This is a genomic window from Serratia sp. 121840015-1, from assembly GCF_053627655.1.
The window spans coordinates 1,327,722-1,354,106 of sequence record NZ_JBSEYF010000001.1; the positions used below are offsets into that span (position 1 = coordinate 1,327,722).

Sequence of the window (26,385 nt, forward strand, 5' to 3'; positions counted from 1 at the left end):
TATTGAATGACATGGCGACGCTTTACTCGCGGAAGTAGGGGGAGAAAGCCGTTTGTGATAGGCTGTGCGGCTAAAGTAAAAAAATCGCTAAAAAAACACCAAACCGTTGCTAAGCCTGGCCTTGGCGGCGAAGAAACAAGGAACACCGAACGTGAAATCTCCGCTCGAGGCACTGCCGGCCCAACTGGGTGAGCTGATGCTCCGCGATCAACAACGCCTGCGTCGTCGCCTGCAGGGCGCACGAAAAATCAAAAATCCCGATGCCCAGCTGGCGGTTGCCGCCGAAGTAGAAAGCGACATCGCGGCGGCGCGGCAAAAAGTGCAGGCGCGCGCCGCGTCTTGCCCGCGCATTACCTATCCGGAAAGCCTGCCGGTCAGCCAAAAAAAGCAGGACATTTTAAACGCCATTCGCGATCACCAGGTGGTGATCGTCGCCGGGGAAACCGGCTCGGGGAAAACCACCCAGCTGCCGAAGATCTGTCTGGAACTGGGACGCGGGGTGAAAGGGCTGATCGGCCATACCCAGCCGCGCCGCCTGGCGGCGCGCACCGTTGCCAACCGCATCGCCGACGAGCTGGAAACCCCGCTCGGCGGCAGCGTCGGCTACAAGGTGCGCTTCAACGATCAGGTGGGGGAAAATACCCTGGTCAAGCTGATGACCGACGGTATCTTGCTGGCGGAAATTCAGCAGGACCGCCTGCTGATGCAGTACGACACGCTGATCATCGATGAAGCGCACGAGCGCAGCCTCAATATCGACTTTATTCTCGGCTACCTGCGCGAACTGTTGCCGAAGCGCCCGGATCTGAAGGTGATCATTACCTCGGCGACCATCGATCCGCAGCGCTTCTCGCGCCATTTCAACAATGCGCCGATCATCGAGGTTTCCGGCCGCACCTACCCGGTGGAGGTACGCTACCGCCCGGTGGTCGACGACGGCGACGATACCGATCGCGATCAGCTGCAGGCGATTTTCGATGCGGTGGACGAGCTTGGGCGCGAAGGGCCGGGCGACATTCTGATCTTCATGAGCGGCGAGCGCGAGATCCGCGATACCGCCGACGCCCTGAACCGCCTCAATCTGCCGCATACCGAGGTGCTGCCGCTGTATGCGCGCCTGTCGAACAGCGAGCAGAACCGGGTATTCCAGTCGCACCACGGCCGGCGCATCGTGCTGGCCACCAACGTGGCGGAAACCTCGCTGACGGTGCCGGGCATCAAGTACGTCATCGATCCGGGCACCGCGCGCATCAGCCGTTACAGTTTCCGCACCAAGGTGCAGCGCTTGCCGATCGAACCGGTGTCGCAGGCCTCCGCCAACCAGCGTAAAGGGCGCTGCGGTCGCGTATCGGAAGGGGTGTGCATCCGTCTGTACTCCGAGCAGGATTTCCTCTCGCGGCCGGCGTTTACCGATCCGGAAATTCTGCGCACCAACCTGGCGTCGGTCATTCTGCAGATGACCTCGCTGGGGCTGGGCGACATCGCCGCGTTTCCGTTCGTCGAGGCGCCGGACAAGCGTAATATTCAGGATGGCGTGCGCCTGCTGGAAGAGCTGGGGGCGATCGCCACCGCCGATAACGGCCACTATCAGCTGACGCCGCAGGGCCGCCAGCTGGCGCAGTTGCCTATCGACCCGCGTTTGGCGCGCATGGTGCTGGAGGCGCAGAAGAGCGGCAGCGTACGCGAGGTAATGATCATCACCGCCGCGCTGTCGATTCAGGATCCGCGTGAGCGCCCGATGGACAAGCAGCAGGCCTCGGATGAAAAACACCGCCGCTTTGCCGACAAGGACTCGGATTTCCTGGCGTTCGTCAACCTGTGGGATTATCTGCAGGAGCAGCAAAAAGCGAACTCTTCCAGCCAGTTCCGCCGCCTGTGCCGCAACGATTTCCTCAACTACCTGCGGGTGCGCGAGTGGCAGGATATCTATACCCAGCTGCGCCAGGTGGTGAAAGAGCTGGGGCTGCCGATCAACAGCACGCCTTCCGACTACCGCAGCGTGCACACCGCGTTGCTGACCGGCTTGCTGTCGCACATTGGCCAGAAGGATGCGGACAAGCAGGAATTTACCGGCGCGCGCAACGCCCGTTTCTCGATCTTCCCCGGCTCCGGCCTGTTCAAGAAGCCGCCGAAGTGGACCATGGTGGCCGAACTGGTGGAAACCAGCCGCCTGTGGGGGCGCATCGCCGCGCGCATTGAACCGGAATGGATTGAGCCGCTGGCTCAGCACCTGGTGAAACACAGCTACAGCGAGCCGCACTGGTCGAAATCGCAGGGGGCGGTGATGGCCAGTGAAAAGGTCACGCTGTTCGGTCTGCCGATCGTCGCGGCGCGCCAGGTCAATTACGGCGCCATCGATCCGCTGCTGTGCCGCGAGCTGTTTATCCGCCATGCGCTGGTGGAGGGCGACTGGCAGACGCGCCACGCCTTCTTCCGCGAAAACCAAAAGCTGCGCGCCGAAGTGGAAGAGCTGGAGCATAAATCGCGCCGCCGCGACATTTTGGTGGACGACGAAACGCTGTTCGGCTTCTACGATCGCCGCATCCCCAACGACGTGGTTTCCGGCCGTCATTTCGACAGCTGGTGGAAGAGCGCGGCCAAACAGCAGCCGGACCTGCTGAACTTCGAAAAAGAGATGCTGATCAAGGACGGCGCCAACAAGATCAGCGCGCTCGACTACCCGAATTTCTGGCATCAGGGCAACCTCAAGCTGCGGCTGAGCTACCAGTTCGAGCCGGGCACCGACGCCGACGGCGTGACGGTGCACATTCCGTTGCCAATCCTCAACCAGGTGGAGGAGCAGGGCTTCGAATGGCAGATCCCCGGCATCCGCCGCGAGCTGGTGATTGCGCTGATCAAATCGCTGCCGAAGCCGGTGCGCCGCAACTTCGTGCCGGCACCGAACTACGCCGAGGCGTTCCTTGGCCGCGTCACTGCGCTGGAATTGCCGCTGCTGGACGCGCTGGAGCGCGAGCTGCGCCGCATGACCGGCGTGACCGTGTCACGTGATGATTGGCAGTGGGATCAGGTGCCCGATCACCTGAAGATGACCTTCCGCGTGGTGGGCGAGAAAAACCAGACGCTGCGCGAAGGCAAAGACCTGGCCGCGTTGCGCCTGCAGCTGAAAGAGAAAGTGCAGGAGACGCTGTCGGCGGTGGCCGACGACGGGCTGGAGCAGAGCAATCTGCATGTCTGGAGCTTTGGCCAACTGCCGGCGTTTTACGAGCAGAAGCGCGGCGGCTATTCGATGAAGGCTTACCCGGCGCTGGTGGATGAAAAGGACAGCGTGGCGATCCGCCTGTTCGACAGCGAAAGCGAGCAGCAACAGGCGATGTGGCAGGGCACGCGCCGCCTGCTGTTGCTGAATATTCCTTCGCCGATCAAATACCTGCATGAAAAGCTGCCGAACAAGGCCAAGCTGGGGCTCTATTTCAACCCGTACGGTAAGGTGCTGGAGCTGATCGACGACTGCATTTCGTGTGGCATCGACAAGCTGATCGCCGAACACGGCGGCCCGGTCTGGCAAGAGGAAGGCTTTGCCCGCCTGCAGGAGCAGATCCGCGCCGAGCTGAACGACACGGTCGTCGAGGTGGCCAAGCAGGTTGAGCAGATCTTGACGGCGGTCTTCAACATCAACAAACGGCTGAAAGGCCGGGTGGACATGTCGTTGGCGCTGGCGCTGTCGGACATCAAGACCCAGCTCGGCGGGTTGGTCTACCGCGGTTTCGTGACCGGCAACGGCTGGAAACGCCTGCCGGACACGCTGCGTTACCTGCAGGCGATCGAGCGTCGGTTGGAAAAACTGGCTATCGATCCGCACCGCGATCGCGCGCAGATGTTGCGGGTGGAGCAGGTGCAGCAGGCGTGGCAGCAGTGGCTGAACAAGCTGCCGCCGAAGCGACAGCAGGAGGAAGAGGTGAAAGCGGTGCGCTGGATGATCGAAGAGCTGCGCGTCAGCCTGTTCGCGCAGCAGTTGGGCACGCCTTACCCGATCTCCGACAAGCGTATTTTGCAAACTATCGAGCAGCTTTCGGGCTAAGCTCAGGTGTGCCGGCCGGCAAGCGGCCGGCACACCACAGGCTCAACAGGCCGCACAGCAGCAGCGTGGCGGCCAAATCCTGCCCGCGCGCCGCGATCGTCAACCCCAGGCCGATCAGCAGATAGTACAGCAGCCCGAATAACGCGCCGGCAGTGCCGAGTTGCTCCCGGTAGCGGGTCAGCGCCTGGCTCAGCACATTCGGGATAGCCAACCCGAACGCCAGCATCACCAGCGCGCAGGGAAGCAGCATCCAGAGGCTGTGTTGCCACCAGAACAATGCCACGCCGCTGGCCACCGCCAGCAACCCGCCCAGCAGGATCTGACGCTTGGCGCTGACGCCGCGCGCCAGCAGGTGGCGGTTCAACAGCGCTCCCGCCAGGCTGCCCAGCGCCAGCATCACGCCCGAGTAGCCAAACTGCTGGCTGCTCAACCCCAGCCTTTCGAACATGAACGGCGCCAGGCTGAAGTAGCTGAACACCATGATATTGAAGCTGGCGACCAGCAGTGCCGAACACCAGATGTGCCGATCGCGCAGCATCGTCGTCAGGGCAATGCCCGGTGCGGCGGCCGTTGCGGTCTGCCGCTGCCGCGTTTCCGGCAATGTGCCGTAGCTCCACAGCAGCAGCGCCAGCGCCCAGGCCGCCTGTGCGATGAAGACTGCCGCGCTGCCGCCCCAGGCGACCAGCGCGCCGCCGGCAAACATTCCCAGCAGCGGGCTGATGGAAAGCGCGATGCCGACCAGCGCGAACATGCGCCCCAGCGCCGGGCCTTGATAGACGTCACGCAGCATGGTTTGCGTGACGATTGAACCGACCGCGGCACCGAAGGCGATCAGCGCACGGGCGGCCAGCAACAGCGTGAAGTTGCCGCTCAGCAGCGCGATGCCGGCGCCGACCAGATAGAGCGCCAGGCCGGCCAGCATCGCCGGACGGCGGCCGAATCGATCGCAGAAGGCTCCCCAAAAGGCGACGCCGAGGGCGAAGGCGAAGAAATAGATGGATAACGTCTGCCCGGCCTGCGCGGCGCTGATGCCGAAATCGCTGCGGATGGCGGTAAGCGCCGGGCTGTACAGCGTTTCCAGGATCTGCGGCGTCATGATGGCGGTGACGAGCAGCGGTAAAGATAAGCGTTGCATGATGCACATTCTCCCTAAAAGTTAATGCGGCCAGTATAGGGAGCGACGCTTTGTTCGATTACAATCATTCGGACAAAAAACAACGGATATAGGACAATCTGATGGCGCTGATTCAACAGCATCACCCGTTCGACCCGGATCGGCTGCCGGCGCCGGTGCTCGGCATTGCGGCCGAACTGGCGGAGCACGACTCCGGGCTGCATTGGCATCAGCGCTCGCAGCTGCTGTATGCGCCGCAGGGGTGCATGACGGTCACGTTGGCGCTGCAGTGGCTGATTCTGCCGCCGACGCGCGGCGTCTGGATACCGGGCGGCATTGCGCATCGGGTGCAGCTGTGCGGCCGCGTCGCGTATCGCTCGCTGTATTTCGATCCGGTGCTGACCGCCGCCATGCCGCCACAGGCTGCGGTGCTGGCGATGAACCCGCTGTTGGCGGCGATCGTCGAGCGCATCGCGCACTGGCCGCTGGACTCTGCGTTGGCGCAGCCCCAGGCGCGCGATTTGCTGGCGGTGCTGATCAATGAGCTGAGCGAGGCGCAGCGCGAGAATACCCAGCTGCGGCTGCCGCAGGATAGGCGTCTTGCCGCCTGGCTGGCCACGCTGCCGGAGAGTGACGAATTGCCGGGGTTGGCGGCGTTGGCGCAGCGCTTGAATCTGCACGCCAAAACGTTGACGCGGCTGTTTGTGCGGGAAACCGGCCTGAGCTATCAGCAGTGGTGCCAGCAGTGGCGGTTGATGCGCGCGATCGAACTGCTGGCGACGTTGCCGTCGGTCAGCGCGGTGGCGCAGCGGTTGGGGTTTTCCAGCGACAGCGCGTTTATCGCCTTTTTCCGTCAGTTCACCGGCACCACGCCGCGACGCTATATGCAAGGGGGCTGAAAAGCACAACGGCGCATAATGCGCCGCTGAGAGAGGATTATTTGCCTGCGGCCAGGGCGTCCAGCGCTTCGCGGATGCCGGGTACCGCCAGGGCGCGGTTATCGGCGCGATAGCGATCTTTCGCCGCCGGCGCCGAACTTTGGATGGCGATCAGCTGCCAGCCGTCGGCGGTTTTCAACAGCAGCGGTGAACCGCTGTCGCCGGGCAGGGTATCACATTGGTGCGACAGTACGCCTTGCTGGGCCCAGCCGGTCACCTTGCAGTTTTGGTGGCTGTAAAGGTCATCCAGATGATCTTCCGGGTAACCCGCCTGAGTAATCAGCCGTTTGGCCTGTTTCAGGGCCTGGGTCAGCGCCTTGCTGTCGCCTTGCCACAGCGGCAACGGTGCGATCGGCAGCGGCTTTTTGTCTTTCAGACGGATCAGCGCAAAGTCATAGGCGGCGGCGGCGGGCGGCACAATCCAGCCATCACCGTCCGGCTTCAGCTTTTTGCCCAGTTTGCTGTCGACCAGGGTCTCGATATTGCCGGTTTGATACTGCCAGGATTTATCGCCTGCCACGAAGCGTAGCGCGATGGCTTTATCCAGTTGTCCGGGCGGTGCCAGTACGCAGTGGCCGGCGGTCAACGCCAGGTGCGGGGAGATCAGCGTGGCGGTGCACAGATTACCGCTGGCGGTTTCGACCTGGCCGATGGCCTGCCACGGCTGGGCGGCGGTATCCGTGACCTTGATTCGTTCATCTTTGCCGAAAAACAGACGCGTTTGCTCGGCCTTGGACGGGCCGTCGGCGCGTGCCGCCTGAGCAGCGATGAGCGGGAGTGAGCACAGCAACAGTAAAACGGATATGCGCATAGATCTCTTGCCTGACAAATACGGATCATCCATAAACACACTGAATGCTAACTATAGACTGATTTAGCAGCCATGTGGATGGGCAATAATTGATTTTTCAATAATTTCCCGCCGGCGACGCGGCAGGCTACAGATAAAAAAAGACGGCGATCAGTCCACAAAGGATCAGGGCGGTCAGAACGATCTCGAACAGGTAGCGGCGCAGCATCAATGAGAACCCCCCGATGAAAAAACACCCGGCGAACCGGGTGTCGTACACGTCAAGCCTGAAGCGGTGAGGGGACCCTCACGTCATTACGCTTTTTTGTGGCTGGCTTTCTTGTGGTGCTTTTTAGCCGCCTGGGCTTTTTGAGCCGGGGCTTTCTTACCGGCTTTTTTGTGATGCTTTTTGGCCGCCTGAGCTTTCTGAACCGGGGCTTTCTTGCCGTGGTGTTTCACCTGAGCTTTAGCCGGCGCAGCGGTGGCGGTGGTTGCGGTAGCCGCAGGTGCGGTGGTGGCAGCCTCGGCAGCGAAAGCCACGGAAGACAGACCCATTGCAGCGGCAACAACCAGAGCTAATACTTTTTTCATCGCAGAATCCTCAACATGACTTTTGGGTATCAACCCCACTGCGGGGCCGTTGAGATGATAGTAGGCAAACGGCGCCCGGCTTTCCGTGAGTGATTGGTTTCGGCTTGTAACCTAATGTACAGGGCGGCGGCGGCAAGGGGGATTGCTGCTATAATGACCGCCAGGCGCGATAAAAGGGATTTAAAATGAATGAGATAACGATTCGCTGTGGCGTGACTGAACAGGGCGAGGTGCCGCTGGCCTATGAGGACTGGGGCGATGAGGCGCACCCGCCGCTGCTGCTCATCATGGGCATCGGTGCACAGCTGCTGCTGTGGCCTGACGATTTCTGCCGCGCCCTGGTGGCCAAGGGATTTCGGGTGATCCGTTATGACAACCGCGACGTTGGCCTTTCCGGCAAAACGCAGGCGCAACGCACGCAACCGTTGTGGCTGCTGATGCTGCGCGCCCAGCTCGGTTGGCAAACGCCGGTGCCTTATACCCTGGCGGACATGGCGGCGGACGCGACGCATCTGCTCGATCACCTGCGTATCCCACAGGCCCACGTCTTGGGCGCCTCGATGGGTGGCATGATCGCGCAGGTGCTGGCCGCCGACTATCCGCAGCGTGTCGCCTCGTTGTGCATCTTGTTCTCCAGCACCAATCAACCGCTGTTGCCGCCGCCGGCACCTTCGCTGCTGTGGCTGTTGGTGCGCCGGCCTGCGGCCGATCTGACGCTGCAGCAGCGCCGCGAGGGGATGAAAGCCTTCCTGCGCGCGCTCGGCACCCGGTTTTACCCGCCGGAGGAGGCGGAGCTGGATGCGTTGGTGAAGCGGCTGCTGAAGCGGGGCGTGGATCCGGCAGGCATGCAGCGGCAACTTTCCGCGTTGCTCGGCAGCGGCGATCTGCGTCGTTACAGCCGGCGCATCGCTGCACCGACGCTGGTCATTCACGGCGATCGCGATCGGCTGGTGCGCAAGGCGGGCGGAGTGGCGATCGCCCGCGCGGTCGTCAACGCCAAATTGCATATTATGCCGGGCATGGGGCATGACCTGCCGGCCCCGTTGAGGCCGCAGCTGGCGGCGATGATCGCCCGTCACGCACTGGGATGAGAGGCCGGAACGCCGGCGTTTTTACTATTTTAGTTACAACATACTTATGGTGAGTGGCCACCCGCCACTCTGTAGCCAAGGCGATGTCGGCACAGAACGTGCGTTATGAAGCATTATCCGGTCTTGCAGGCGAGAAAAGGGCGCGGCAGGGCCGCGCCAGCGGAGATTACAGGTAGCGGTTTTCCAAATGCTGACGGAAATAGCGTGGGTTGAGCGCTTCGCCGGTTGCGTTGGCGATCAGCGTCTCGGTCGGGAAACGGCTGCCGTGGCGCCAGATGTTGTGCTGCAGCCAGTGGAACAGCGGCTGCAGATTGCCGGCGGCGATGTCCTCGCCGAGAGAAGGCAGGGCCTGACGCACGCTGTGGAACAGCTGCGCGGCGTACATTGCGCCGAGCGTGTACGTCGGGAAGTAGCCGAAAGCGCCGTCGGTCCAGTGAATATCCTGCATGCAGCCGTTGCGGTAGTTGCCGATGGTGTCGAGGCCGAGGTAAGCATGCATCTTCTCATTCCACAGCGCCGGAATGTCTTCCACTTCGATATCGCCTTCGATCAGCGCTTTTTCAATTTCGTAGCGCAGGATGACGTGGGCAGGATAGCTCACCTCGTCGGCGTCGACGCGGATCAGGCCCGGTTTAACGCGCTGGTTGAGGCGAATGAAGTTGGCTTCTTCCAGCGCCGGCTGTTCGCCAAACTGCGCGGTAACCAGCGGACGCAAGATTTTCAGGAATTCATTGCCGCGCGCCAGCTGCATTTCGAACAGCAGGCTCTGCGATTCGTGGATAGCGGTGGAACGGGCCAGGGCGACCGGCTGGCCGAGCAGATCGCGCGGCAGGTTCTGCTCGTAGCGGGCGTGGCCGGTTTCATGCACGATGCCGAGCAGCGCGGTCAAAAACTCTTTCTCGTTGTAACGGGTGGTGATGCGCACATCTTCCGGCACGCCGCCGCAGAACGGGTGGGCGCTGACGTCAACGCGGCCGTTGTCGAAGTTGAAACCGAGCAGTTTCATCACGCTGAGGCTCAGCTGGCGCTGGGTGTCCACATTGAACGGGCCCTGCGGCGTCTGGCAAGGCTCATTGGCCTGTTTGGCCACCACGCGCTGCAGCAGATCCGGCAGCCAGGTTTTCAGATCGCCGAAGATGCGGTCGAGATCGCTGCTGCGCATGCCCGGTTCATACAGGTTGAGCAGGGCATCGTAGCGGCTGGTGCCGGCCGCCTGTGCGCGGATCTGCGCCTCTTCCCGACTGAGCTTGACCACCTCGCGCAGGTTCTCGACGAAGCCGTCCCAATCGTTGGCCGGGCGCTGGGCGCGCCAGGCGTGTTCGCAACGCGCGCCGGCGAGCGACTTGGCTTCGACCAGCGACGCCGGCAGCAGCACGGCGTCTTCATATTGGCGGCGCATTTCGCGCAGGTTGGCGCGATCGAGTTCGTCCAGCGTCTCTTGCTGTGCGCGATCCAACAGCTCGCCGGTGCTTTGTGCCGTTAAAATCTGGTGCTGCAGCACGCTCAGCTCGGCCAGCGCTTCGGAGCGCGCCTTGCTGCCGCCCGGTGGCATCAAGGTTTGCATGTCCCAACCGGCGATGGCGGACAGGTGGCCGAAACGCGACAGCCGGCTGAACAGGGCGCGCAGGTGATCGTAAGCAGACGTGTTGGAATGTGCAGATGTCATTATTATTCGGCTCCAATGAGAAGGTCCGGCGGTATTACGCCAGATCGGCTTTTAAACTGAATGTCGGCTTCACCGGCCAGCAGAAACGGAAGCTGGCGCCGCCGAGCGAACTGCCTTCGACGAACACCTGTCCCTGGTAGGCGACGGCGATGGAATGGACGATGGCCAGCCCCAACCCGCAGCCGCCGGTAGCGCGATCGCGGCTGGGGTCGAGACGGACGAAAGGTTCAAACACCCGTTCGCGCTCTTCCGGCGGGATGCCCGGCCCGTCATCCTCGACCTGCAAGCAGGCGAGGTCGCCGTCAAACCACAGCCCCACGCGCAGACGCTGTTCGGAATAGCGCAGCGCGTTGTTGACCAGGTTGTCGAGCACGCGCTCCATCAGGCGCAGATCGACGCCGCCGAAGTCGCCGACGTGCGGGATATCGAGCTGGATGTCGCGTTCCTGATGAATAAGACGGATATCATCGACCTTGTCCTCGAGCCACTTTGGCAGATCGATGGGTTCAATGTTTAACGCAACCTGCGGACGGTCCAGACGGGCATAGGTCAGCAGCTCGTCGATCAGCGACTCCAGCTGGCCGATATCGCGGTTCAGCGCCTGCTGTTCGCTTTCGGACAGGTTATCGCTCATTTCGAGCCGGTAACGCAGGCGCACCAGCGGCGTGCGCAGCTCGTGGGCGATGCCGTCGATCAGCTGTTTCTTGCTGGCGATCAGGGTGTTGACGTTGTCGGCCATCTGGTTGAACGCCACGCCGAGCCGGCTCAGGCTGGAGGTGGGATCGAAGTGGGTACGCTCATCCAGATGCCCGGCGCCGAGCCGCTGGGCGGCGTTTTCCAGCTTGAGCAGGTCTTGCCAGTGCGGCCGCATCCACAGAAACACCGGCAGCGCCAGCGACATGCCGATAAACACCAGCAACACCAGATCCAGCAGGCGCATCTGATGCAGATAGAACAGATAAGGAATGGGGCCGACCACTAACACGTAATGGCTGCGCGGAATACGCTGCATAAAGGTGTACTGATCGTCGAGGGCGATGATTTCCCCCAGCCGCAGCCGTTTTTTCAGATCCTCGCTCAGCGCCTGTTTGCCGAGCGGCTCGATATGCAGCTTGAACGACAGGTTGAGATCCAGCGTGGCGATGGTCTTGTTCCAGTCCTTCAGCGGGATTTCGCGCAGCTCGCTGCGCATCAGATACAGCGAACTTTTCATCAGGTCGTCCATCGACTGGCGGCCGGCGCGCTCGGCGGTCACCTTGTACACCAGGCCGACCAGCATCGCCATCACCAGAAAACAGACGAACAGCAACAGGAAGAACTGGACGAAAAGTTTTCTCATTGTTGCACCGATGCCCAGGCGTTAGGGGCGAACAGATAACCTTTATTGCGCACGGTCTTGATACGGAACGGCTCCAGCGCATTGTCGTACAGCTTGCGGCGCAGGCGGGAGATCGCCACGTCGATGCTGCGGTCCATACCGTCATAGCTCACGCCGCGAAGGTTTTGCAGCAGCGCCTCGCGATCCATGATCTGCCCGGCGTGGGTCGCCAGTTCCCACAGCAAATCGAAATCCGAGGTGGACAGGGTGACGGTTTCTTCGCCCAGTGTGACCTGCCGGTTGACCGGATCGATGCACAACAGCCCGAAATGCAGCGCGTTGTGCTGGGTGAGCGGCTGAACCGACTCTTCTTTCGGCTGCTGGCTGTGTTGGCGCAGGTGCAAACGCAGGCGCGCCAGCAACACCGCCGGCGGCGTGGTTTTCAGGATATAGTCGTTGGCGCCCATCTCCAGCGACAGGATATGGTTCATGTCGCTGTCGAGCGAGGTGAGCAGCACGATCGGGCCGGGGAAGGTGGGGCGCAGATCGCGGCACAGCGTCATGCCGTCTTTGCCGGGCAGCATGATGTCCAACAGCACCAAATCGGGTTGCTCGCGCTCGATGCGCGCCTGCGCGCTGTCGCCGCGCGGTTCGATCAGCACCTCAATGTCGTGTTTGCCCAGATAGGCGGCGATCAGTTTGCCGACTTCAGGATCGTCTTCCACAAAAACAATTTTATGCATATGCCCGTGTTTTAATAAGAAAAGCGGATTTCAGCATAGCGCGGCCCGCGAGGATGCGCCATGCGGATCTTTGCGTCAGCGCAGGGGCCGCCCGCCGTCGACGCCGTGGGTGCGGCCGGTCACGTAGCGGCTCTCCAGCAGGTAGTTCACCAGGTTGACCACTTCGCTCTCGCCCGGCGCTACCTTCATCAGCGACTTCGCCAACGCCTGCTGGCGATAGGCCTCATCGTCGCCCGCATTGAAGATGATCAGCGCCGGCGCGATGGCGTTGACCTTGACCTCCGGCGCCAGCTTGCGGGCAAACGAACGGGTCATATTGTCCAGCGCGGCCTTGCTGGCGGCATAGGCGATGTGTTTGTCGCTGCCTTTTTCCACCACGTAGTCGGTCAGATGGATGATGTCGGCACCGGCCTGGCCCTGGCCGGTCAGGCAGGATTCGAGCAGCTGATTGAGCAAATAGGGCGTATAGACGTGAATCTGCAGCATCGCCGCCATTACCTGCTCCGGCGGCACCTCCGGCGACTCGGCCTGCCAGGCGCTGGCGTTGTGGATCACCGCACGCAGTTTGGGCGCCACCTGCCGCACCCGATCGGCGAAAAGGTAGATGCCTTCGTGCGTGGAAAAGTCGCCCTGAATGCAGCAGGCGCCCAAGGCTTTCAACTCGGCCATCGCCGGATATTCGCTGCGATAGGCGATGATGACGGGAACGCCGCGCTCGAGAAACGCTTTGGCGAGCGCCAGCCCGATGCGCCGCGCGCCGCCGGTAATCAGCACCGGGGCAGAGTTGGGGTGTTCCATTGATTAAAGCTCCTGGACAGACTGGCAAACAATAGGGGAATTATGCCATTATACGGCGGAAAGTCGTTAAAGCTTCGCATGATTATCCATTTCTGGATGTAAGATCCCCAATGCATTTCAGGTTGTCGCCCGGCGGCGGCTTGAAAGACCACGGGTTAACACTGGCCATGAGAGGAATGAGGGGATGAACAGCAATCACCTTGCATCCATCGCGCGCAGTGAGAAAATCTGTTTCGACTACATGGATTTTCTGTCCGCATCGTGCAGGAAGCACTGGCGCTTTGTTGATGCTATTTATGGTGTGATGCCGATCTTCGGCATGGTGTTGAAATCGCGCGTGACCACGTCACAAACGCGCAAAGAGCAGTTGAAAGAGCTGGCGCTGCAGGTGGTGTCAACGCAGGTCAGCGATGAAACCAATATCGTGCGCCTGATTGACCTGGCGCAGCAGCAGGGCCTGACGGTGTTTGATATTCAGCTGCCCTATGCACTGGAGACTCAACAGCTGGCGGCCATTCAGAAAGAGTGCGCGGAAGGCATCGCGATTGCCCTGGTGGGTGAGCGTATGACCGTCACCATTCCCCCTAAAAGCTGACCGGTTGCATCGACCGGCCGCCCGTTCATGGTTAGGCAATTGACTGACCGCGATGGCCTAACCATGAACGTGAAATTCCGCGCTGCGTAGCGGCCTGCCTTTAAAGCCGGGTCCCGGCATTGGGGCCGGAGCGCAGGGTATAAATACTGTCTATATGAATGAGCACCGCGTATTTCGGCGGCTTCATTCCATTTTTTTCTGCAAATGCCAACGCGTCGTCAAACGGCTTGCCCGCCAGGAACAATTCCGGGGTGCCGACGAAGCGGTAACCGTCCAGCGCCTCGCGGTCGATGACCACGACGGCCATTTTCGATCCCTCCCTGATATTTTGCAGCGTCTGGCCACCGGTATTTTCGTTGTAAATCAGCGTACGGTCATCATAGAGGCGCAGAGAACGTTTGGGGCCGATATCGGGCACGCCGTTCGGGCTGCTGGTTGCCTGTACAGGCAGCTGTTTGGCCAGCATTTTCTTCATGTCGTCATTCAATTCATTCATTGGCAGATTACCCCTCAGGTCGTGGTGTCGTTGTTAATGCACGGTGGCGGAATGGTTTACCGTGGGTGCGCAGACGCTGGTTTCCGGCAGCCGGTGTTCGCGCAGCACCTGCAGCGTCTCTATTCGGAAACGCAGCAGGTGCCGTTCGGCGACCTGCTGCATCTGTTCGCACAGCGAGGTATCGTCCATCACCTGCTCGATGGCGAGCCGGGCCTGATGCACGTGCGGCTCAACGCCGCGCAGGGGCTTTTGCCGCAGGCGCAGATGGGTCATGTTGTTGAACGTGACGATCAGCGCGGCAAGGGCTGACTCGAAAATATTCAGCGCTTCAAATCTGGCGGTATAGTCCGCATTTAACCAGGGTTTCTCGGCGAGGATCGCCTGAGCGACTTCCAGCGCCTGTTGATAGTGCGTCATTGCCAGGCGATCGCGTTGCTGATTGAACGCCGTGTTGCCTTCGGCGATCAGCGCTTCCCAGGCGGCAAACAGGGGGAGTGCGTGCAGCAGTTTTTCAGCCATGAAATGCCTTCCATTTTCAGCCTGTCTTAACAAGACCTCCTGATGTTTGCCATCGGGGGCCTCACCTGTGTCCTGCCGGTGATGCTATAAATGATAATGATAATTAATTGCATTTAAGATCGCAAGCATGGCAATTGACCGATCAACAACGGGGAGAGAGGTAAAAAAGAGGGAAGCGGCGAAACGAAATGCGGCTGCAGGGCAGCCGCATTGGCAGACGATGTTAGTGCAACATAAACCAGCCGGCAGGCAGCGTGGCCACCAGCAGCAAGAAGATGCTGCTCTTTTCCAGGCGATTCAGTAGATTGATATCCCGGTGGCCGCGGCGGGCATACATGAACACCAACAGCCCTGGCGCATACAGCAGCACCGACATCAGCAGGTGCATCAGCCCGGACGCGTACAGCAGCCACAGGCCATAGACGCAGGCGCCGGTCGCGGCGAAGATCAGGCGCTTGTCGCGGCGGCGGTAAGCCACCTTGAACAGAAACGCGCCGACCAGGAAGTAAGGCACCAGGATCATTTCTGAAGCGATGGTCAACAGCGAGTTGTAGTTGCTGCCGGTCAGCCAGATCAGCACCAGCGCCAGCTGCACTGCAATGTTGGTCAGCCACAGCGAAGAGGACGGGGCGTGATGGCGGTTCTGCTTGCCGAACACGCGCGGAAACGCGCCGTGCTGCGCGGCCAGCAGCGGCACTTCGGCCGCCATGATGGTCCAGCTCAGGTAGGCGCCGCACACGGAAATGATCAGGCCGGCGGCGATAAGCACGTCTCCCCACGGGCCTATCAGTTCCACCATCAGCACCGCCATCGACGGGTTGCGCATTTCGGCCAGTTCGCTGCGCGGCACCACGCCCAGCGACAGCAACGTGACCATCAGATACACCGCCAGCGCCGACAGCACCGCCAGCATGGTGGCGCGGCCCACGTCTTTCTTATTGCGGGCGCGGGCGGAAACCACCACGGCGCCTTCCACGCCGATAAACACCCACAGGGTGATCAGCATAGTGTCCTTGACCTGTTCCCACACCGGCTTGCCGAGGGCGATACCTTTGAAATCCAGCGTGAACACGTCCATTTTGAAGGCGATCGCCGCCAAAACGGCGAACATCCCCAGCGGCAGCAGCTTGGCCAGGGTGGCGGCCAGATTGATGCTGGCCGCGGTTTGTACGCCCCGCAGCACCAGCGCATGCACGATCCACAGCAGGGCGGATTCGGCGATCAGCGCCTGCCAAGTATTGCCGTCACCGAGAATCACGTTGCCGCCGCGATCGGTGAAAATACTCAGCGCCGCGAACACGATCACCAGATACGAAACGTTGGCGATAACGGCGCACAGCCAGTAACCCCAGGCGGAGCAGAACCCCATCAGTTCGCCGAATCCCTCTTTGGCGTAGGTGAAGATGCCGCCGTCCAAATCCGGGCGCAGGCGCGTAAGCAGCAGCATGGCGAAGGCCAAAAACAGAATGCCGACGCCGGTGATCCCCCAACCCAGCAGCAACGCGGCGGGGCTGGCGACCTGCGCCATGTTTTGCGGCAGACTGAACACGCCGGCGCCCAGCATCGAGCTGAGCACCAAAGCGGTTAGCGCGGTAAGACCGAGTTTTTTTTCCAATGACGGATCCTGAACGCAGAATAAACAACTGGAAGGGAACTGCTTGGCGGCAACAATGTATTAACAACCACTGAGCGAATAGACAATAGCCCTAAAAATTGGCGCAAATTTTACGGAGGGATGATTAGAGATGCAATGATTGAATATGCGGAATTTACAAAAAACTATTCAACGTGCGATGAAAAAAGCGGCAATAAAAACGGGCAGCTCAAGGGCTGCCCGATGGTAAACCGAAAAGCGGGTTTTATTTGAACAGATCGGCGCTGACGGTCAGGTTGCCGCCGCTCTTGTTCTGCCACTGACGGGTAACGTGGTAGTACTTGGCGCCTTTCTCGGCCGCGCGTTTCGCCACTTCGGTGGAGACATCGGTCATGCTGTTGAAGTGGCCGGTGAAGGTGACGGAATCGAACGGCACCATCTGCGCGGCGGTCACGTTGTTCACTTCCTGGATCTTGGTGCCGTTAGGCAGCGTGACGGTATAGCGTTGGCCGGTAGAGGACTGGGTTTCGAAGAAACGGCCTACGTCGCGGCTTGGCGAACCGGAAGACGCGACGCCAGGGATTTCGACTTTCGCGGCAGCGGCGCCACCGGCGGCCAGCGCGGCGCGGCCGGCGTCAGAATCGGCCGGAATGGCATCCGGGCTCTGCACGCGGCGTTTTGGCGCATCGGCCTTATAGATGTAGGCGGTGACGAACTGGTTACCGCCGGAGTTGGCGTCAACCTGGCGCACGATGAAGAAGGATGCAGCGCCTTTTTTCTTCGCTTCTTTGGAGATGGCGTCGTTGATGTCCGGCTGGCTGCGGTAGAAACCGCTGACGCTCACGGTATCGTAAGGCTCCAGCAGATAGGCTTCCTCTTTAGGCAGTTCGTTCACGCCGTTAAATACGCGGTATTTTGGTGTTTTGCTCACTTCTGGCGCATCTTTATGATAAAGGTCTGCGGTGACGCGCCAGTTGCCGCCGTTGTTGCTGTTGTTGCTGTCCTGGATATAGAAGGAATCGGCACCCAGTTTGTCTGCACGGCGGGATACGGCGTCGACGGCTTCATTGATGGCATTGAAGCGGCCGGTAATCGTGATGCGATCAAACGGCTTCAGCGCCGCTGCTTTCTCAGGAGTTAACTCTTGCGCCGCATGAGCAGACAGCGCGGTGAGTGATAACAAGGCTGACGCGATGATCGTGGTCTTCAGCTTCATAAAAAATCCTTTCGCCTAGCGCATTAACGTTTATAACGTACTGAACTGTTTAAGTGTAATTCAGCCGTCGATTATTACATGTAATTCTGAAAACTGTCTCAGCATTTTATGTTATCCCGTGCGACAAATCGCCGACGTTGACGCGGGCCGCACGGATGGCGCCATCGTCATAAGTTTCCATAATAAAGGCTCTGGTGTCATTAATGTTAATTATTCACAAAATGATAACTTTTATGCTTTTTCGCCGCGTGTGGCCATAAATCGTTACGCCGGGCGTAAACCTCTTGTCACGCAGAATACGCTGTTCTGTATGGATTTTTTCACGGTAAATTGCGATTTGTCATATCACGCGCGGCGTTTTTATGTAAAAACAGAGCTGAATGCGTAAGCAATTATGGATCATCGACCTTATTTTCAGTAGGTTATAGTTGGCGTCTGAAATCAGTGCGGGCAAGTTAACGCCTCGCTCGCCGTTGGCGTCATGCTATGGGCAGGAAAATAATAAACATCATCCAAGACAGGTGAGAAGGGAACATTATGCGTATTGGTGTACCAAGAGAGCGGTTGGCCAATGAAGCCCGGGTCGCAGCCACGCCGAAAACGGTGGAACAACTGCTGAAGCTGGGTTTTACCGTCGCGATTGAACGCGGGGCGGGCAAACTGGCCAGTTTTGAGGACGTCGCCTACGAAGCCGCCGGTGCGGCGCTGGTCGACGAAAGCGAAGTGTGGCAGTCGGATCTGATCCTGAAAGTCAACGCGCCGCAAGACGACGAGATCGCCTTGATGCGCGAAGGCAGCACGCTGGTCAGCTTTATCTGGCCGGCGCAAAACCCCGAATTGATGGCCAAGCTGGCGGCGCGCAACGTCACCGCGCTGGCGATGGACTCGGTACCGCGCATCTCGCGCGCCCAGTCGATGGATGCGCTGAGCTCGATGGCCAACATCGCCGGCTACCGCGCGATCGTCGAAGCGGCGCATGAGTTCGGCCGCTTCTTCACCGGCCAGATCACCGCCGCCGGCAAAGTGCCGCCGGCCAAGGTGATGATCATCGGTGCCGGCGTGGCCGGCCTGGCGGCGATCGGCGCCGCGGGCAGCCTCGGCGCTATCGTGCGCGCCTTCGACACCCGCCCGGAAGTGAAAGAGCAGGTGCAGAGCATGGGCGCGGAATTCCTCGAGCTGGATTTTGAAGAGGAAGCGGGCAGCGGCGACGGCTACGCCAAAGTGATGTCTGAAGCCTTTATCAAGGCCGAGATGGCGCTGTTCGCCGCGCAGGCCGCGGAGGTCGATATCATCGTCACTACCGCGTTGATCCCGGGTAAACCGGCGCCGAAGCTGATCACCAAAGAGATGGTGGCGTCGATGAAACCGGGCAGCGTGATCGTCGATCTGGCGGCGCAAACCGGTGGCAACTGCGAACTGACGGTGGCCGACACCATTACCGTGACCGACAACGGCGTGAAAATCATCGGCTATACCGACCTGCCGAGCCGCCTGCCGACGCAATCTTCGCAGCTGTACGGCACCAACCTGGTCAACCTGCTGAAGCTGCTGTCGAAAGAGAAAAACGGCGAGATCGACATCGATTTCGACGATACGGTGATCCGCGGCGTTACCGTGGTGCGCAGCGGTGAAGTCACCTGGCCGGCGCCGCCAATCCAGGTCTCCGCCCAGCCGAAAGCGGCGCCTGCCGCCGCACCGGTGGCCAAACCCGAAGCCAAACCGACCTCGCCATGGCTGAAGTACGGCCTGATGGCCCTGGCGATCCTGCTGTTCGGCTGGTTGGCGGACGCGGCGCCGAAAGAGTTCCTGTCGCACTTTACCGTGTTCGCGCTGGCCTGCGTGGTCGGTTACTACGTGGTCTGGAACGTCAGCCATGCGCTGCATACCCCGTTGATGTCGGTCACCAACGCGATCTCAGGGATTATCGTGGTCGGTGCGCTGTTGCAGATCGGCCATGGCGGCTGGGTGAGTTTCCTCTCCTTTATCGCCGTGCTGATCGCCAGCATCAATATTTTCGGTGGGTTCACCGTCACTCAGCGCATGCTGAAGATGTTCCGCAAGAACTAAGGGGTAACAAATGTCTGGAGGATTGGTTACAGCTGCATACATTGTTGCCGCTATTTTGTTTATTTTCAGCCTGGCGGGCCTGTCGCGCCATGAAACGTCGAAGCAGGGCAACCTGTTCGGCGTCGCCGGTATGGCGATCGCGCTGATCGCCACCATTCTGGGGCCGGATTCCGGCAACGTCGGCTGGATCATCATCGCCATGATCATCGGCGGCTCGATCGGCGTCTATCTGGCCAAGAAGGTCGAGATGACCGAAATGCCGGAGCTGGTGGCGGTGTTGCATAGCTTCGTTGGCCTGGCAGCGGTGCTGGTCGGTTTCAACAGCTACCTGGATCACGGCGCGCCGATGGAGCCGGTGATGGCGAATATCCATCTGACCGAAGTGTTCCTCGGTATCTTTATCGGCGCGGTAACCTTCACCGGTTCGATTGTCGCCTTCGGCAAGCTGCGCGGCATCATCTCTTCCAAACCGCTGATGCTGCCGAACCGCCACAAGCTGAATCTGGCGGCGTTGGTGCTCTCGTTCCTGCTGCTGGTGGCGTTCGTGCGTACCGACAGCGTGGGCTGGCAGGTGGTGACGCTGCTGCTGATGACGGCGATCGCACTGGCGTTCGGCTGGCATCTGGTGGCCTCGATCGGCGGCGCCGACATGCCGGTGGTGGTGTCGATGCTCAACTCCTACTCGGGGTGGGCGGCGGCCGCGGCGGGCTTCATGCTGAGCAACGATCTGCTGATCGTCACCGGCGCGCTGGTGGGCTCTTCGGGTGCGATCCTGTCTTACATTATGTGTAAGGCAATGAACCGCTCGTTTATCAGCGTGATCGCCGGCGGTTTCGGCAGTGACGGTTCGTCTACCGGCGATGCCGAAGAGATGGGCGAATACCGTGAAACCACGGCGGAAGAGGTGGCCGAGCAGCTGAAGAACTCCACCTCGGTGATCATCACGCCGGGTTACGGCATGGCGGTGGCGCAGGCGCAATATCCGGTGGCAGAAATCACCGAGAAACTGCGGGCGCGCGGCGTTAAGGTGCGCTTCGGCATTCACCCGGTCGCGGGGCGTTTGCCGGGCCACATGAACGTGCTGCTGGCGGAGGCGAAGGTGCCGTACGACGTGGTGCTGGAGATGGATGAAATCAACGAAGATTTCCCGGATACCGACACCGTGCTGGTAATTGGCGCCAACGACACGGTGAACCCGGCGGCATTGGAAGATCCGCGCAGCCCGATCGCCGGCATGCCGGTATTGGAAGTGTGGAAAGCGCAGAACGTGATCGCGTTTAAACGCTCGATGAACACCGGCTACGCCGGCGTGCAGAACCCGCTGTTCTTCAAGGAGAACACCCAGATGCTGTTCGGCGACGCCAAAGACAGCGTGGAAGCGATTCTGCGGGCATTGCAGAAGTAGTTGAGCAACCAAAAAAACGGGCCGCTTATTAGCGGCCCATTTTTTTATGCGTGAAGGCTAATCTTCGTCGTCGTGCTCATCGTCTTCATCCGCCTCGATCGGGCAGTTGAAGTTCTCCGGCTTAATCACCAGCAGATCGCATTTCAGATGGTCGATCACATGTTCCGCGGTGTTGCCGATAAAGGCCGCTGAAATGCCGGTGCGGCCCAGGGTGCCCAGAACCACCACGCCGGCCTGCAGGTGTTCGGCCAGATCGGGGATCACCTCTTCCGGCAGGCCTTTTTCCACGTGGGTGAACTCTTCCTTAATGCAGAATTTCTGCCGCAGCGCCTTCATGGCGATCAGATGCTGGCCGCGGATGGCGTCGTTGTAGACGCTCGGATCGAAGTCGGGCAGCTCGATGGCGATGTTGATCGGGGTAACGGGATAGGCGCCGACCAGGTGAACCTCGGTCTGGTTGACGTTCTGCGCCAGTTCGACGGTTTCTTGCACCAGTTTGATATTGAGCGGGTCGTGATAGGGTTCTTCGCTGGCCAGGTTGACCGCCACCAGCGCTTTGCCGCCTTCTGGCCAGGGTTGGTCTTTTACCATCCACACCGGGCAAGGGCATTTGCGCAGCAGGTGCCAGTCGGTGGGGGTGAAGATCACCGACTCCAGCCGGTCGTGCTGGTGCGCCATTTTCAGCAGCAGATCATGCTGGCCGGAAAGCACTTCCTGAATGATGGCTTCGAAGGGGCGGTTATGCCAGACCACTTTGATTTCGATCGGCACGCCGTCGTTGAGATAGAAGCGGCACTGCTCGTTGATCCAGGCGGCGCGTTGGCTGATCACACCTTGCCGCATCGCCGTTCTTTCGTCCGGGGAGAGCAGGGTCGTCATTTCGTAAGAGAAGTCATAAATGGGCAGGAAGGCTTTGATGCGCCCGCCGTTCCGTTTTACCAGGTACACGGCGCGGCGCAATGCCGGCTGATCGTCCTGATTGGGGTCAATAGCCACCAGAAGATTCTGATACTTCGCCATAGGGCCTCCTTACAGCTGAAATCAACAGTCTGTTAATTTACAGAGTAACCCAACATTGAAAAACAGAACAACAACAGAAGCGTGCCGGATCAACAATTTCGGTGAAATGTTGATCCGGCAGGGGAATCAGGCGTTGACGGTCACGTTGATGCGTGGCGTACCGGCCAGCACCGACAGGGCGTCGGCGTTTTCGATGGTGATGTATTTGCCTTTCACGCTGAGGATTTCGCTTTTCTGGAAGCGGCCCAGCAGGCGGCTGATGGTTTCCACCGTCAGGCCGAGGTAGTTGCCGATGTCGCCGCGGGTCATGGTCAACCGGAACTCGCGCGGCGAGAAGCCACGCTCCGCGAAGCGGCGCGACAGGTTGTAAACGAACGCCGCCAGGCGCTCTTCGGCATTTTTCTTCGACAGCAGCAGGATCATGTCCTGGTCGCCTTTGATCTCGCCGCTCATCAGTCGCATGATCTGCTGACGCAGATTAGGCATTTTGCCGGACAGATCGTCGAGGGTTTCGAATGGGATCTCGCACACCATCGAGGTTTCCAGCGCCTGAGCGAAGCTTGGGTGCTTCAGACCGCCGATGGCGTCGAAGCCCACCAGGTCACCCGCCAGGTGGAAACCGGTGATCTGCTCGTCGCCTTGCTCGGTGATGGTGTAGCTTTTGATGGTCCCGGAACGGATCGCGTACAGCGATTTCAGCTCGTCGCCGGCCTTGAACAGGGTCTGGCCTTTCTGGATGGGCTTTTTCCTCTCGATAATGTTGTCGAGCTGGTCCAGCTCGTGGGCATTAAGGGTGAAAGGAATGCACAGCTGGCTGATGCTGCAGTCCTGGCAATGGATCGCACAACCACCAGACTGGATACGACGAATCACGCGTTTTTCCGGGATCATAGATTACGCTCATTCAATAATTGATATGAGTCAATTTTAACATCTTTTGCTGCAGCTGATAAGGGTGGCATTAGCATGAATAGGGGTATTGTGTGCGAATTTTGCGCACACATGCCGCCGATTATTCTGTATCGCGCTGAAGTCGCTAGATTTATTTGGCACTTATGCGCAACGTGCGGTCGCCATTCCGGCGGCATAAGGCAGGGCAATAGGCGCGGGTGGTCTGCGCGGCTCGCATTGACAGGTTTTAGCGGCGTGAATCAATCATCCTTTGACACATTTACTGGCGAAAGCTTGTCGCATTCATCCGAATCCTCACCGCAAAGCCGCGCCGCATCGGCGTTAAGCTGAAGGTCAGAAAGGCAGGTGAACGATCCTGTTCGGGAGTGGATGATGAAAAAGCGCATACTGTTGATGGCGGCCGCCGCGGTGTTGATGACGGCCAGCGCCGCCGCCTTCGCCCACGGCTATTACGGCCACGGCTACTACCGGCACGGCTATTATTACGGTGGGCCGCGCGTGGTGATCGGCGTGCCCTGGGGGCCGCCGCCGCTCTATTACCCGCCGCCGCCGGTGGTGTATGTCACGCCGCCGCCGCCGCAGACCTATATCGAAAAGCCGCCGAGCTATGCCTACTACTGCCGCCGCCCGGCGGGCTATTACCCCCAGGTGCCGCGTTGTCCTGACGGTTGGATGAAGGTGGTGCCAGACGGTCCGTTCTCCCGGTGATTAAAGGCGGTGCGTGATGAGACACTCTTTTGCTTTCCCGATAGTGGCGCTGGCCGGGCTGTTGGCCGGCTGCGTCTCTGCGCCTTCCGGGCCCGGGGTCACCGCGCTGCCCGGCACGGGGAAAAGTTACGAACAATTCAATCGCGATGAGGCCATGTGCCGCGGCTATGCGCAAAACAGCCTTGGCAGCGGCGCGCAAACGGCGGCCAATTCGGCGACGGGAACGGCGGTGGCGGGAACGGCCGTCGGCGCGACGGCAGGGGCGTTGATTGGCGCCGCATCCGGTCATGCCGGCCCCGGCGCGCTGATCGGCGCGGGCGGCGGGTTGCTGGTCGGCAGCGCGATGGCCAATAACTCGGCCTGGCGCAGCAGCGATGACCTGCAAGACCGCTATGATACCGTGTATACGCAGTGCATGTACGCCAAAGGTAACAAGGTGCCGGTGGCCTACGGTTATGGTGAGGCCACCTCATCGCCGGTGCCGCCGGACTACTATCCCGCCGCCCCGGCGGAGGGCGTCCCGCCGGACTATGTGCCGCGCTAGCGCGAGAGCAGATCCTGCGGCAGGTAACCTTCGTGCTGCAGCAGCCACTGCTTTCGCTGCACGCCGCCGGCATAGCCGGTCAGCGCGCCCTGCGAACCGATCACCCGGTGGCAGGGCACCACGATGCTGATCGGATTCGAACCGTTGGCCATGCCGACCGCGCGTGAGGCGGTCGGGCGGCCGATACGTTGCGCCAGCTGGCCGTAGGTCAGGATCTCGCCGCACGGGATTTGGCGCAGCTGTTGCCACACGGTGCGTTGGAACTCGGTGCCGGCGGTCATCACCGGCAGCCGATCGATAATGCCCAGTTCCCCGGCGAAATAGCGTTGCATCGCGTCGGTCAGCCCGCTGGGATCGCGCTGCTCGCGCAGGGTGAAGCGATCGGCGCGGTAGTGGGTATTCAGCAGCTTCATCAGGCGCGCTTCGTGATCGGTCCAGTCAATCGCCCGCAGGCGCCCCTGTTCATCGGCAATCAGCACCAGTTCTCCCACCGGCGTGGCGGTACGATCAATCAAAAAAGTCTGCATCTGGATCACTCCTCGGTTTGGTATGGCGATTATCGCATGAAAGCGGGGGAAGCGATGGCGGATTTCGGACATGCTGATGGGCAACCGCAGGGTTGCCCAAATAGCCGGCTCAGGGTAAGCCGGGGAGTCATTGCACGTTAAATTTATAAAATAAATTTATAAGTCATCAAGACAAGTTGTGTCTTGTTTATTATTTCATCAGACATTAACGCGTTGGCGTTACTTATAGCTGATGGTCACGCGCTTTAAATGGGGATCGTTATTCACCATTTCGCTGGTGACGGCAGAGACTAATTCTTTTGGCATTTCTTTTAACGAAGAGGAAATATACCCGTTCTGATATTCCGTCACTTTACCGAAGCAGTTGGAGATAAGCTGTTCATCCTGATGTGTGATGGTGCAGGCCGGGGTGGTAATGGCGCCGGTGAAGCGCACGACGCCGGAGGCGACCGGGCTGCCGGAAAGCGGTTTTGCTTGCAGAGCGAAGGGCAGAATGACCAATGCGCTTAATACGGCTAAGTAATGGTTCATACGCTGTTCCTCTCAGAGTAAAAATGCTGCCAATTAAAAAACAAGCACGCTTGTTTTCATCAAATAAGCTATTTCGCCTGGCGAAATAAAAACGAATGGGCAAAAATCCTACTGCCTGAATCCAATGAATTTGATAATAGGGAGGTAGGGTGAGTAAAACCATGATTTGGATCATAGTGAAGACCGGTTAATGGTTTCCGGCGCGGGCAGGGTAAAAGGCTGTGATCGTTCTCTCAGGAAAGCGGGAAATGGCGGGATGTTTTCGCCCCCGTGGTGCAGCCACGAAACCGGGGGCGAGCGCGGGGTTACAGCATACCGCTGCTGCCGCAGATGCGGATCTTTTCCGCCACCACTTCTTTCATCGCCAGCTTGCCGGGGACGATATATTTGCGCGGGTCGTTGGCATCCGGGTGCTGTGAAAAGTAGCTTTTCACCGCATCGGCGAAGGCGATTTTCAGTTCGGTGGCGACGTTGACCTTGCAGACGCCGAGCGAGATCGCGCGTTTGACCATCGCCTCCGGAATGCCGGAGGCGCCGTGCAGCACCAGGGGCACGTCCACCTGTTCGCGGATCAGCGCCAGGCGCTCGAAGTCCAGCTTCGGCTCGCCGTGATACAGGCCGTGGGCGGAACCGATCGCCACCGCCAGCGAATCGATGCCGGTGGCGGCGACGAACTCGCGTGCCGCCACCGGGTCGGTATAGAAACTGTCCGCCGTATCGACGATCAGATCGTCTTCCTGCCCGCCCAGGCGGCCCAGTTCCGCTTCCACGCTGGCGCCATAGCGGTGGCACAAGGTGACCGCAGCAGCCACTTTGGCGATGTTCTGCTCGAACGGCAGATGGGAACCGTCGATCATCACCGAACGGATGCCGCTTTTCACCTTGTGCTCGATGTCGTCCAGCTCTTCGTGATGATCCAGATGCAGCGCCAGCGGCAAATCGTAGCGGTGCGCGGCCGATTGGCAAATGCCGATCAGGTAGTCGGTGCCGGCGTAGCTGAAGGTACCGGGCGTGCCGGCCATGATCACCGGCGAGCGTAGCTCGGCGGCGGTTTCCGCCACCACCTGCACGGTTTCCAGATTGTGAACGTTAAACGCCGGGACGGCGTAACCCTGGCGCTGCGCCTTGAGCAGCATTTCTCGGTTGGCTATCAGATACATGGG

General features: G+C 60.1%; 24 protein-coding genes. 8 read left to right on the top strand and 16 right to left on the bottom strand.

Going from position 1 to position 26,385, the window contains the following annotated elements; genetic code table 11:
- Positions 1-151: 151 nt before the first annotated feature.
- Positions 152-4,039 (top strand): ATP-dependent RNA helicase HrpA, encoded by a 3,888-nt coding sequence (hrpA, locus tag ACUXAC_RS06440; protein WP_072271007.1) that lies wholly within the window; start codon positions 152-154, stop codon positions 4,037-4,039.
- Here the strand turns inward: hrpA and ACUXAC_RS06445 are convergent.
- On the bottom strand, positions 4,017-5,174 hold the full coding sequence (locus ACUXAC_RS06445; protein ID WP_421115016.1) for an MFS transporter: 1,158 nt from the start codon (positions 5,172-5,174) through the stop codon (positions 4,017-4,019). The genes hrpA and ACUXAC_RS06445 overlap by 23 nt on opposite strands.
- 101 nt (positions 5,175-5,275) lie before the next feature.
- Here ACUXAC_RS06445 and ACUXAC_RS06450 point away from each other — a divergent pair, with 101 nt between their 5' ends.
- Positions 5,276-6,052: a helix-turn-helix domain-containing protein gene (locus ACUXAC_RS06450; protein ID WP_197813892.1), complete on the top strand. Its 777-nt coding sequence runs from the start codon at positions 5,276-5,278 to the stop codon at positions 6,050-6,052.
- Between the two features lie 37 nt (positions 6,053-6,089).
- On the opposite strand, the gene ACUXAC_RS06455 is transcribed toward ACUXAC_RS06450, so the two are convergent.
- A complete protein-coding gene (locus tag ACUXAC_RS06455) occupies positions 6,090-6,902 on the bottom strand; it encodes a trypsin-like serine peptidase (RefSeq protein ID WP_049198285.1) in 813 nt (270 codons plus the stop codon).
- A gap of 294 nt (positions 6,903-7,196) precedes the next feature.
- Entirely contained in the window at positions 7,197-7,472 is a 276-nt protein-coding gene (asr, locus tag ACUXAC_RS06460; protein ID WP_025302975.1) for an acid resistance repetitive basic protein Asr, read from the bottom strand.
- Positions 7,473-7,657: 185 nt separating this feature from the next.
- Here asr and ACUXAC_RS06465 point away from each other — a divergent pair, with 185 nt between their 5' ends.
- Positions 7,658-8,563 carry an alpha/beta fold hydrolase gene (locus ACUXAC_RS06465; RefSeq protein ID WP_387441231.1) on the top strand — a complete coding sequence of 302 codons (906 nt, stop codon included), beginning with the start codon at positions 7,658-7,660 and terminating at the stop codon, positions 8,561-8,563.
- A 166-nt stretch (positions 8,564-8,729) separates the two neighbouring features.
- Here the strand turns inward: ACUXAC_RS06465 and ACUXAC_RS06470 are convergent, their stop codons facing one another.
- The 4 genes from ACUXAC_RS06470 to folM all read right to left on the bottom strand — a co-directional run bounded on the left by ACUXAC_RS06470 (position 8,730) and on the right by folM (position 13,088).
- Complete coding sequence (locus ACUXAC_RS06470; protein WP_225528738.1) at positions 8,730-10,229, bottom strand: carboxypeptidase M32; 1,500 nt, start codon at positions 10,227-10,229, stop codon at positions 8,730-8,732.
- A gap of 34 nt (positions 10,230-10,263) precedes the next feature.
- Positions 10,264-11,568, bottom strand: coding sequence for a two-component system sensor histidine kinase RstB (rstB, locus tag ACUXAC_RS06475; protein WP_049198288.1), 1,305 nt, complete (start codon positions 11,566-11,568; stop codon positions 10,264-10,266).
- Entirely contained in the window at positions 11,565-12,290 is a 726-nt protein-coding gene (gene rstA, locus ACUXAC_RS06480) for a two-component system response regulator RstA (RefSeq protein WP_049198289.1), read from the bottom strand. The genes rstB and rstA overlap by 4 nt, the downstream gene beginning before the upstream one ends.
- 75 nt (positions 12,291-12,365) lie before the next feature.
- On the bottom strand, positions 12,366-13,088 hold the full coding sequence (gene folM / locus ACUXAC_RS06485) for a dihydromonapterin reductase (protein ID WP_038880299.1): 723 nt from the start codon (positions 13,086-13,088) through the stop codon (positions 12,366-12,368).
- A gap of 184 nt (positions 13,089-13,272) precedes the next feature.
- Between folM and ACUXAC_RS06490 the strand changes: the two genes are divergently transcribed.
- Positions 13,273-13,683, top strand: coding sequence for a hypothetical protein (locus tag ACUXAC_RS06490; RefSeq protein ID WP_038880297.1), 411 nt, complete (start codon positions 13,273-13,275; stop codon positions 13,681-13,683).
- 100 nt (positions 13,684-13,783) lie between these two features.
- On the opposite strand, the gene ACUXAC_RS06495 is transcribed toward ACUXAC_RS06490, so the two are convergent.
- The 4 genes from ACUXAC_RS06495 to ydgH form a co-directional block, all read right to left on the bottom strand.
- Positions 13,784-14,179 (bottom strand): pyridoxamine 5'-phosphate oxidase family protein, encoded by a 396-nt coding sequence (locus ACUXAC_RS06495; RefSeq protein ID WP_060418640.1) that lies wholly within the window; start codon positions 14,177-14,179, stop codon positions 13,784-13,786.
- A gap of 33 nt (positions 14,180-14,212) precedes the next feature.
- Positions 14,213-14,698: a hypothetical protein gene (locus ACUXAC_RS06500; protein WP_060439851.1), complete on the bottom strand. Its 486-nt coding sequence runs from the start codon at positions 14,696-14,698 to the stop codon at positions 14,213-14,215.
- Between the two features lie 223 nt (positions 14,699-14,921).
- Complete coding sequence (locus ACUXAC_RS06505; protein ID WP_225528739.1) at positions 14,922-16,313, bottom strand: amino acid permease; 1,392 nt, start codon at positions 16,311-16,313, stop codon at positions 14,922-14,924.
- A 244-nt stretch (positions 16,314-16,557) separates the two neighbouring features.
- Entirely contained in the window at positions 16,558-17,508 is a 951-nt protein-coding gene (gene ydgH, locus ACUXAC_RS06510) for a DUF1471 family protein YdgH (protein WP_147823852.1), read from the bottom strand.
- Positions 17,509-18,045: 537 nt separating this feature from the next.
- Between ydgH and pntA the strand changes: the two genes are divergently transcribed.
- Together pntA and pntB are read left to right on the top strand one after the other, a co-directional pair.
- Positions 18,046-19,575: a Re/Si-specific NAD(P)(+) transhydrogenase subunit alpha gene (pntA, locus tag ACUXAC_RS06515; RefSeq protein WP_141968606.1), complete on the top strand. Its 1,530-nt coding sequence runs from the start codon at positions 18,046-18,048 to the stop codon at positions 19,573-19,575.
- Between the two features lie 10 nt (positions 19,576-19,585).
- Positions 19,586-20,980, top strand: coding sequence for a Re/Si-specific NAD(P)(+) transhydrogenase subunit beta (gene pntB, locus ACUXAC_RS06520; protein WP_060439853.1), 1,395 nt, complete (start codon positions 19,586-19,588; stop codon positions 20,978-20,980).
- A gap of 57 nt (positions 20,981-21,037) precedes the next feature.
- On the opposite strand, the gene uspE is transcribed toward pntB, so the two are convergent.
- Together uspE and ACUXAC_RS06530 are read right to left on the bottom strand one after the other, a co-directional pair.
- Positions 21,038-22,000 carry a universal stress protein UspE gene (gene uspE, locus ACUXAC_RS06525; RefSeq protein ID WP_004938281.1) on the bottom strand — a complete coding sequence of 321 codons (963 nt, stop codon included), beginning with the start codon at positions 21,998-22,000 and terminating at the stop codon, positions 21,038-21,040.
- Positions 22,001-22,126: 126 nt separating this feature from the next.
- Entirely contained in the window at positions 22,127-22,891 is a 765-nt protein-coding gene (locus ACUXAC_RS06530) for an FNR family transcription factor (protein ID WP_004938278.1), read from the bottom strand.
- A gap of 393 nt (positions 22,892-23,284) precedes the next feature.
- Between ACUXAC_RS06530 and ACUXAC_RS06535 the strand changes: the two genes are divergently transcribed.
- Together ACUXAC_RS06535 and ACUXAC_RS06540 are read left to right on the top strand one after the other, a co-directional pair.
- Entirely contained in the window at positions 23,285-23,620 is a 336-nt protein-coding gene (locus ACUXAC_RS06535; RefSeq protein ID WP_060418645.1) for a hypothetical protein, read from the top strand.
- Positions 23,621-23,636: 16 nt separating this feature from the next.
- Entirely contained in the window at positions 23,637-24,164 is a 528-nt protein-coding gene (locus tag ACUXAC_RS06540; protein ID WP_225528740.1) for a glycine zipper family protein, read from the top strand.
- On the opposite strand, the gene ogt is transcribed toward ACUXAC_RS06540, so the two are convergent.
- The 3 genes from ogt to ACUXAC_RS06555 form a co-directional block, all read right to left on the bottom strand.
- Positions 24,161-24,691 (bottom strand): methylated-DNA--[protein]-cysteine S-methyltransferase, encoded by a 531-nt coding sequence (gene ogt / locus ACUXAC_RS06545; RefSeq protein WP_060418648.1) that lies wholly within the window; start codon positions 24,689-24,691, stop codon positions 24,161-24,163. The two genes, ACUXAC_RS06540 and ogt, sit on opposite strands and share 4 nt — an antisense overlap.
- Before the next feature lie 219 nt (positions 24,692-24,910).
- Complete coding sequence (locus ACUXAC_RS06550) at positions 24,911-25,222, bottom strand: hypothetical protein (protein ID WP_049198300.1); 312 nt, start codon at positions 25,220-25,222, stop codon at positions 24,911-24,913.
- 305 nt (positions 25,223-25,527) lie between these two features.
- Complete coding sequence (locus ACUXAC_RS06555; protein ID WP_049199756.1) at positions 25,528-26,382, bottom strand: tagatose bisphosphate family class II aldolase; 855 nt, start codon at positions 26,380-26,382, stop codon at positions 25,528-25,530.
- Between the last annotated feature and the right edge of the window lie 3 nt (positions 26,383-26,385).

Excerpts from the sequence above, each read along its gene's own strand:
- ACUXAC_RS06445 (WP_421115016.1), bottom strand. The coding sequence starts at position 5,174 with ATGCAACGCTTATCTTTACCGCTGCTCGTCACCGCCATCATGACGCCG.
- ACUXAC_RS06450 (WP_197813892.1), top strand. The coding sequence starts at position 5,276 with ATGGCGCTGATTCAACAGCATCACCCGTTCGACCCGGATCGGCTGCCG.
- ACUXAC_RS06455 (WP_049198285.1), bottom strand. The coding sequence starts at position 6,902 with ATGCGCATATCCGTTTTACTGTTGCTGTGCTCACTCCCGCTCATCGCT.
- asr (WP_025302975.1), bottom strand. The coding sequence starts at position 7,472 with ATGAAAAAAGTATTAGCTCTGGTTGTTGCCGCTGCAATGGGTCTGTCT.
- ACUXAC_RS06465 (WP_387441231.1), top strand. The coding sequence starts at position 7,658 with ATGAATGAGATAACGATTCGCTGTGGCGTGACTGAACAGGGCGAGGTG.
- ACUXAC_RS06470 (WP_225528738.1), bottom strand. The coding sequence starts at position 10,229 with ATGACATCTGCACATTCCAACACGTCTGCTTACGATCACCTGCGCGCC.
- rstB (WP_049198288.1), bottom strand. The coding sequence starts at position 11,568 with ATGAGAAAACTTTTCGTCCAGTTCTTCCTGTTGCTGTTCGTCTGTTTT.
- rstA (WP_049198289.1), bottom strand. The coding sequence starts at position 12,290 with ATGCATAAAATTGTTTTTGTGGAAGACGATCCTGAAGTCGGCAAACTG.
- folM (WP_038880299.1), bottom strand. The coding sequence starts at position 13,088 with ATGGAACACCCCAACTCTGCCCCGGTGCTGATTACCGGCGGCGCGCGG.
- ACUXAC_RS06490 (WP_038880297.1), top strand. The coding sequence starts at position 13,273 with ATGAACAGCAATCACCTTGCATCCATCGCGCGCAGTGAGAAAATCTGT.
- ACUXAC_RS06495 (WP_060418640.1), bottom strand. The coding sequence starts at position 14,179 with ATGAATGAATTGAATGACGACATGAAGAAAATGCTGGCCAAACAGCTG.
- ACUXAC_RS06500 (WP_060439851.1), bottom strand. The coding sequence starts at position 14,698 with ATGGCTGAAAAACTGCTGCACGCACTCCCCCTGTTTGCCGCCTGGGAA.
- ydgH (WP_147823852.1), bottom strand. The coding sequence starts at position 17,508 with ATGAAGCTGAAGACCACGATCATCGCGTCAGCCTTGTTATCACTCACC.
- pntA (WP_141968606.1), top strand. The coding sequence starts at position 18,046 with ATGCGTATTGGTGTACCAAGAGAGCGGTTGGCCAATGAAGCCCGGGTC.
- pntB (WP_060439853.1), top strand. The coding sequence starts at position 19,586 with ATGTCTGGAGGATTGGTTACAGCTGCATACATTGTTGCCGCTATTTTG.
- uspE (WP_004938281.1), bottom strand. The coding sequence starts at position 22,000 with ATGGCGAAGTATCAGAATCTTCTGGTGGCTATTGACCCCAATCAGGAC.
- ACUXAC_RS06530 (WP_004938278.1), bottom strand. The coding sequence starts at position 22,891 with ATGATCCCGGAAAAACGCGTGATTCGTCGTATCCAGTCTGGTGGTTGT.
- ACUXAC_RS06535 (WP_060418645.1), top strand. The coding sequence starts at position 23,285 with ATGAAAAAGCGCATACTGTTGATGGCGGCCGCCGCGGTGTTGATGACG.
- ACUXAC_RS06540 (WP_225528740.1), top strand. The coding sequence starts at position 23,637 with ATGAGACACTCTTTTGCTTTCCCGATAGTGGCGCTGGCCGGGCTGTTG.
- ogt (WP_060418648.1), bottom strand. The coding sequence starts at position 24,691 with ATGCAGACTTTTTTGATTGATCGTACCGCCACGCCGGTGGGAGAACTG.
- ACUXAC_RS06550 (WP_049198300.1), bottom strand. The coding sequence starts at position 25,222 with ATGAACCATTACTTAGCCGTATTAAGCGCATTGGTCATTCTGCCCTTC.
- ACUXAC_RS06555 (WP_049199756.1), bottom strand. The coding sequence starts at position 26,382 with ATGTATCTGATAGCCAACCGAGAAATGCTGCTCAAGGCGCAGCGCCAG.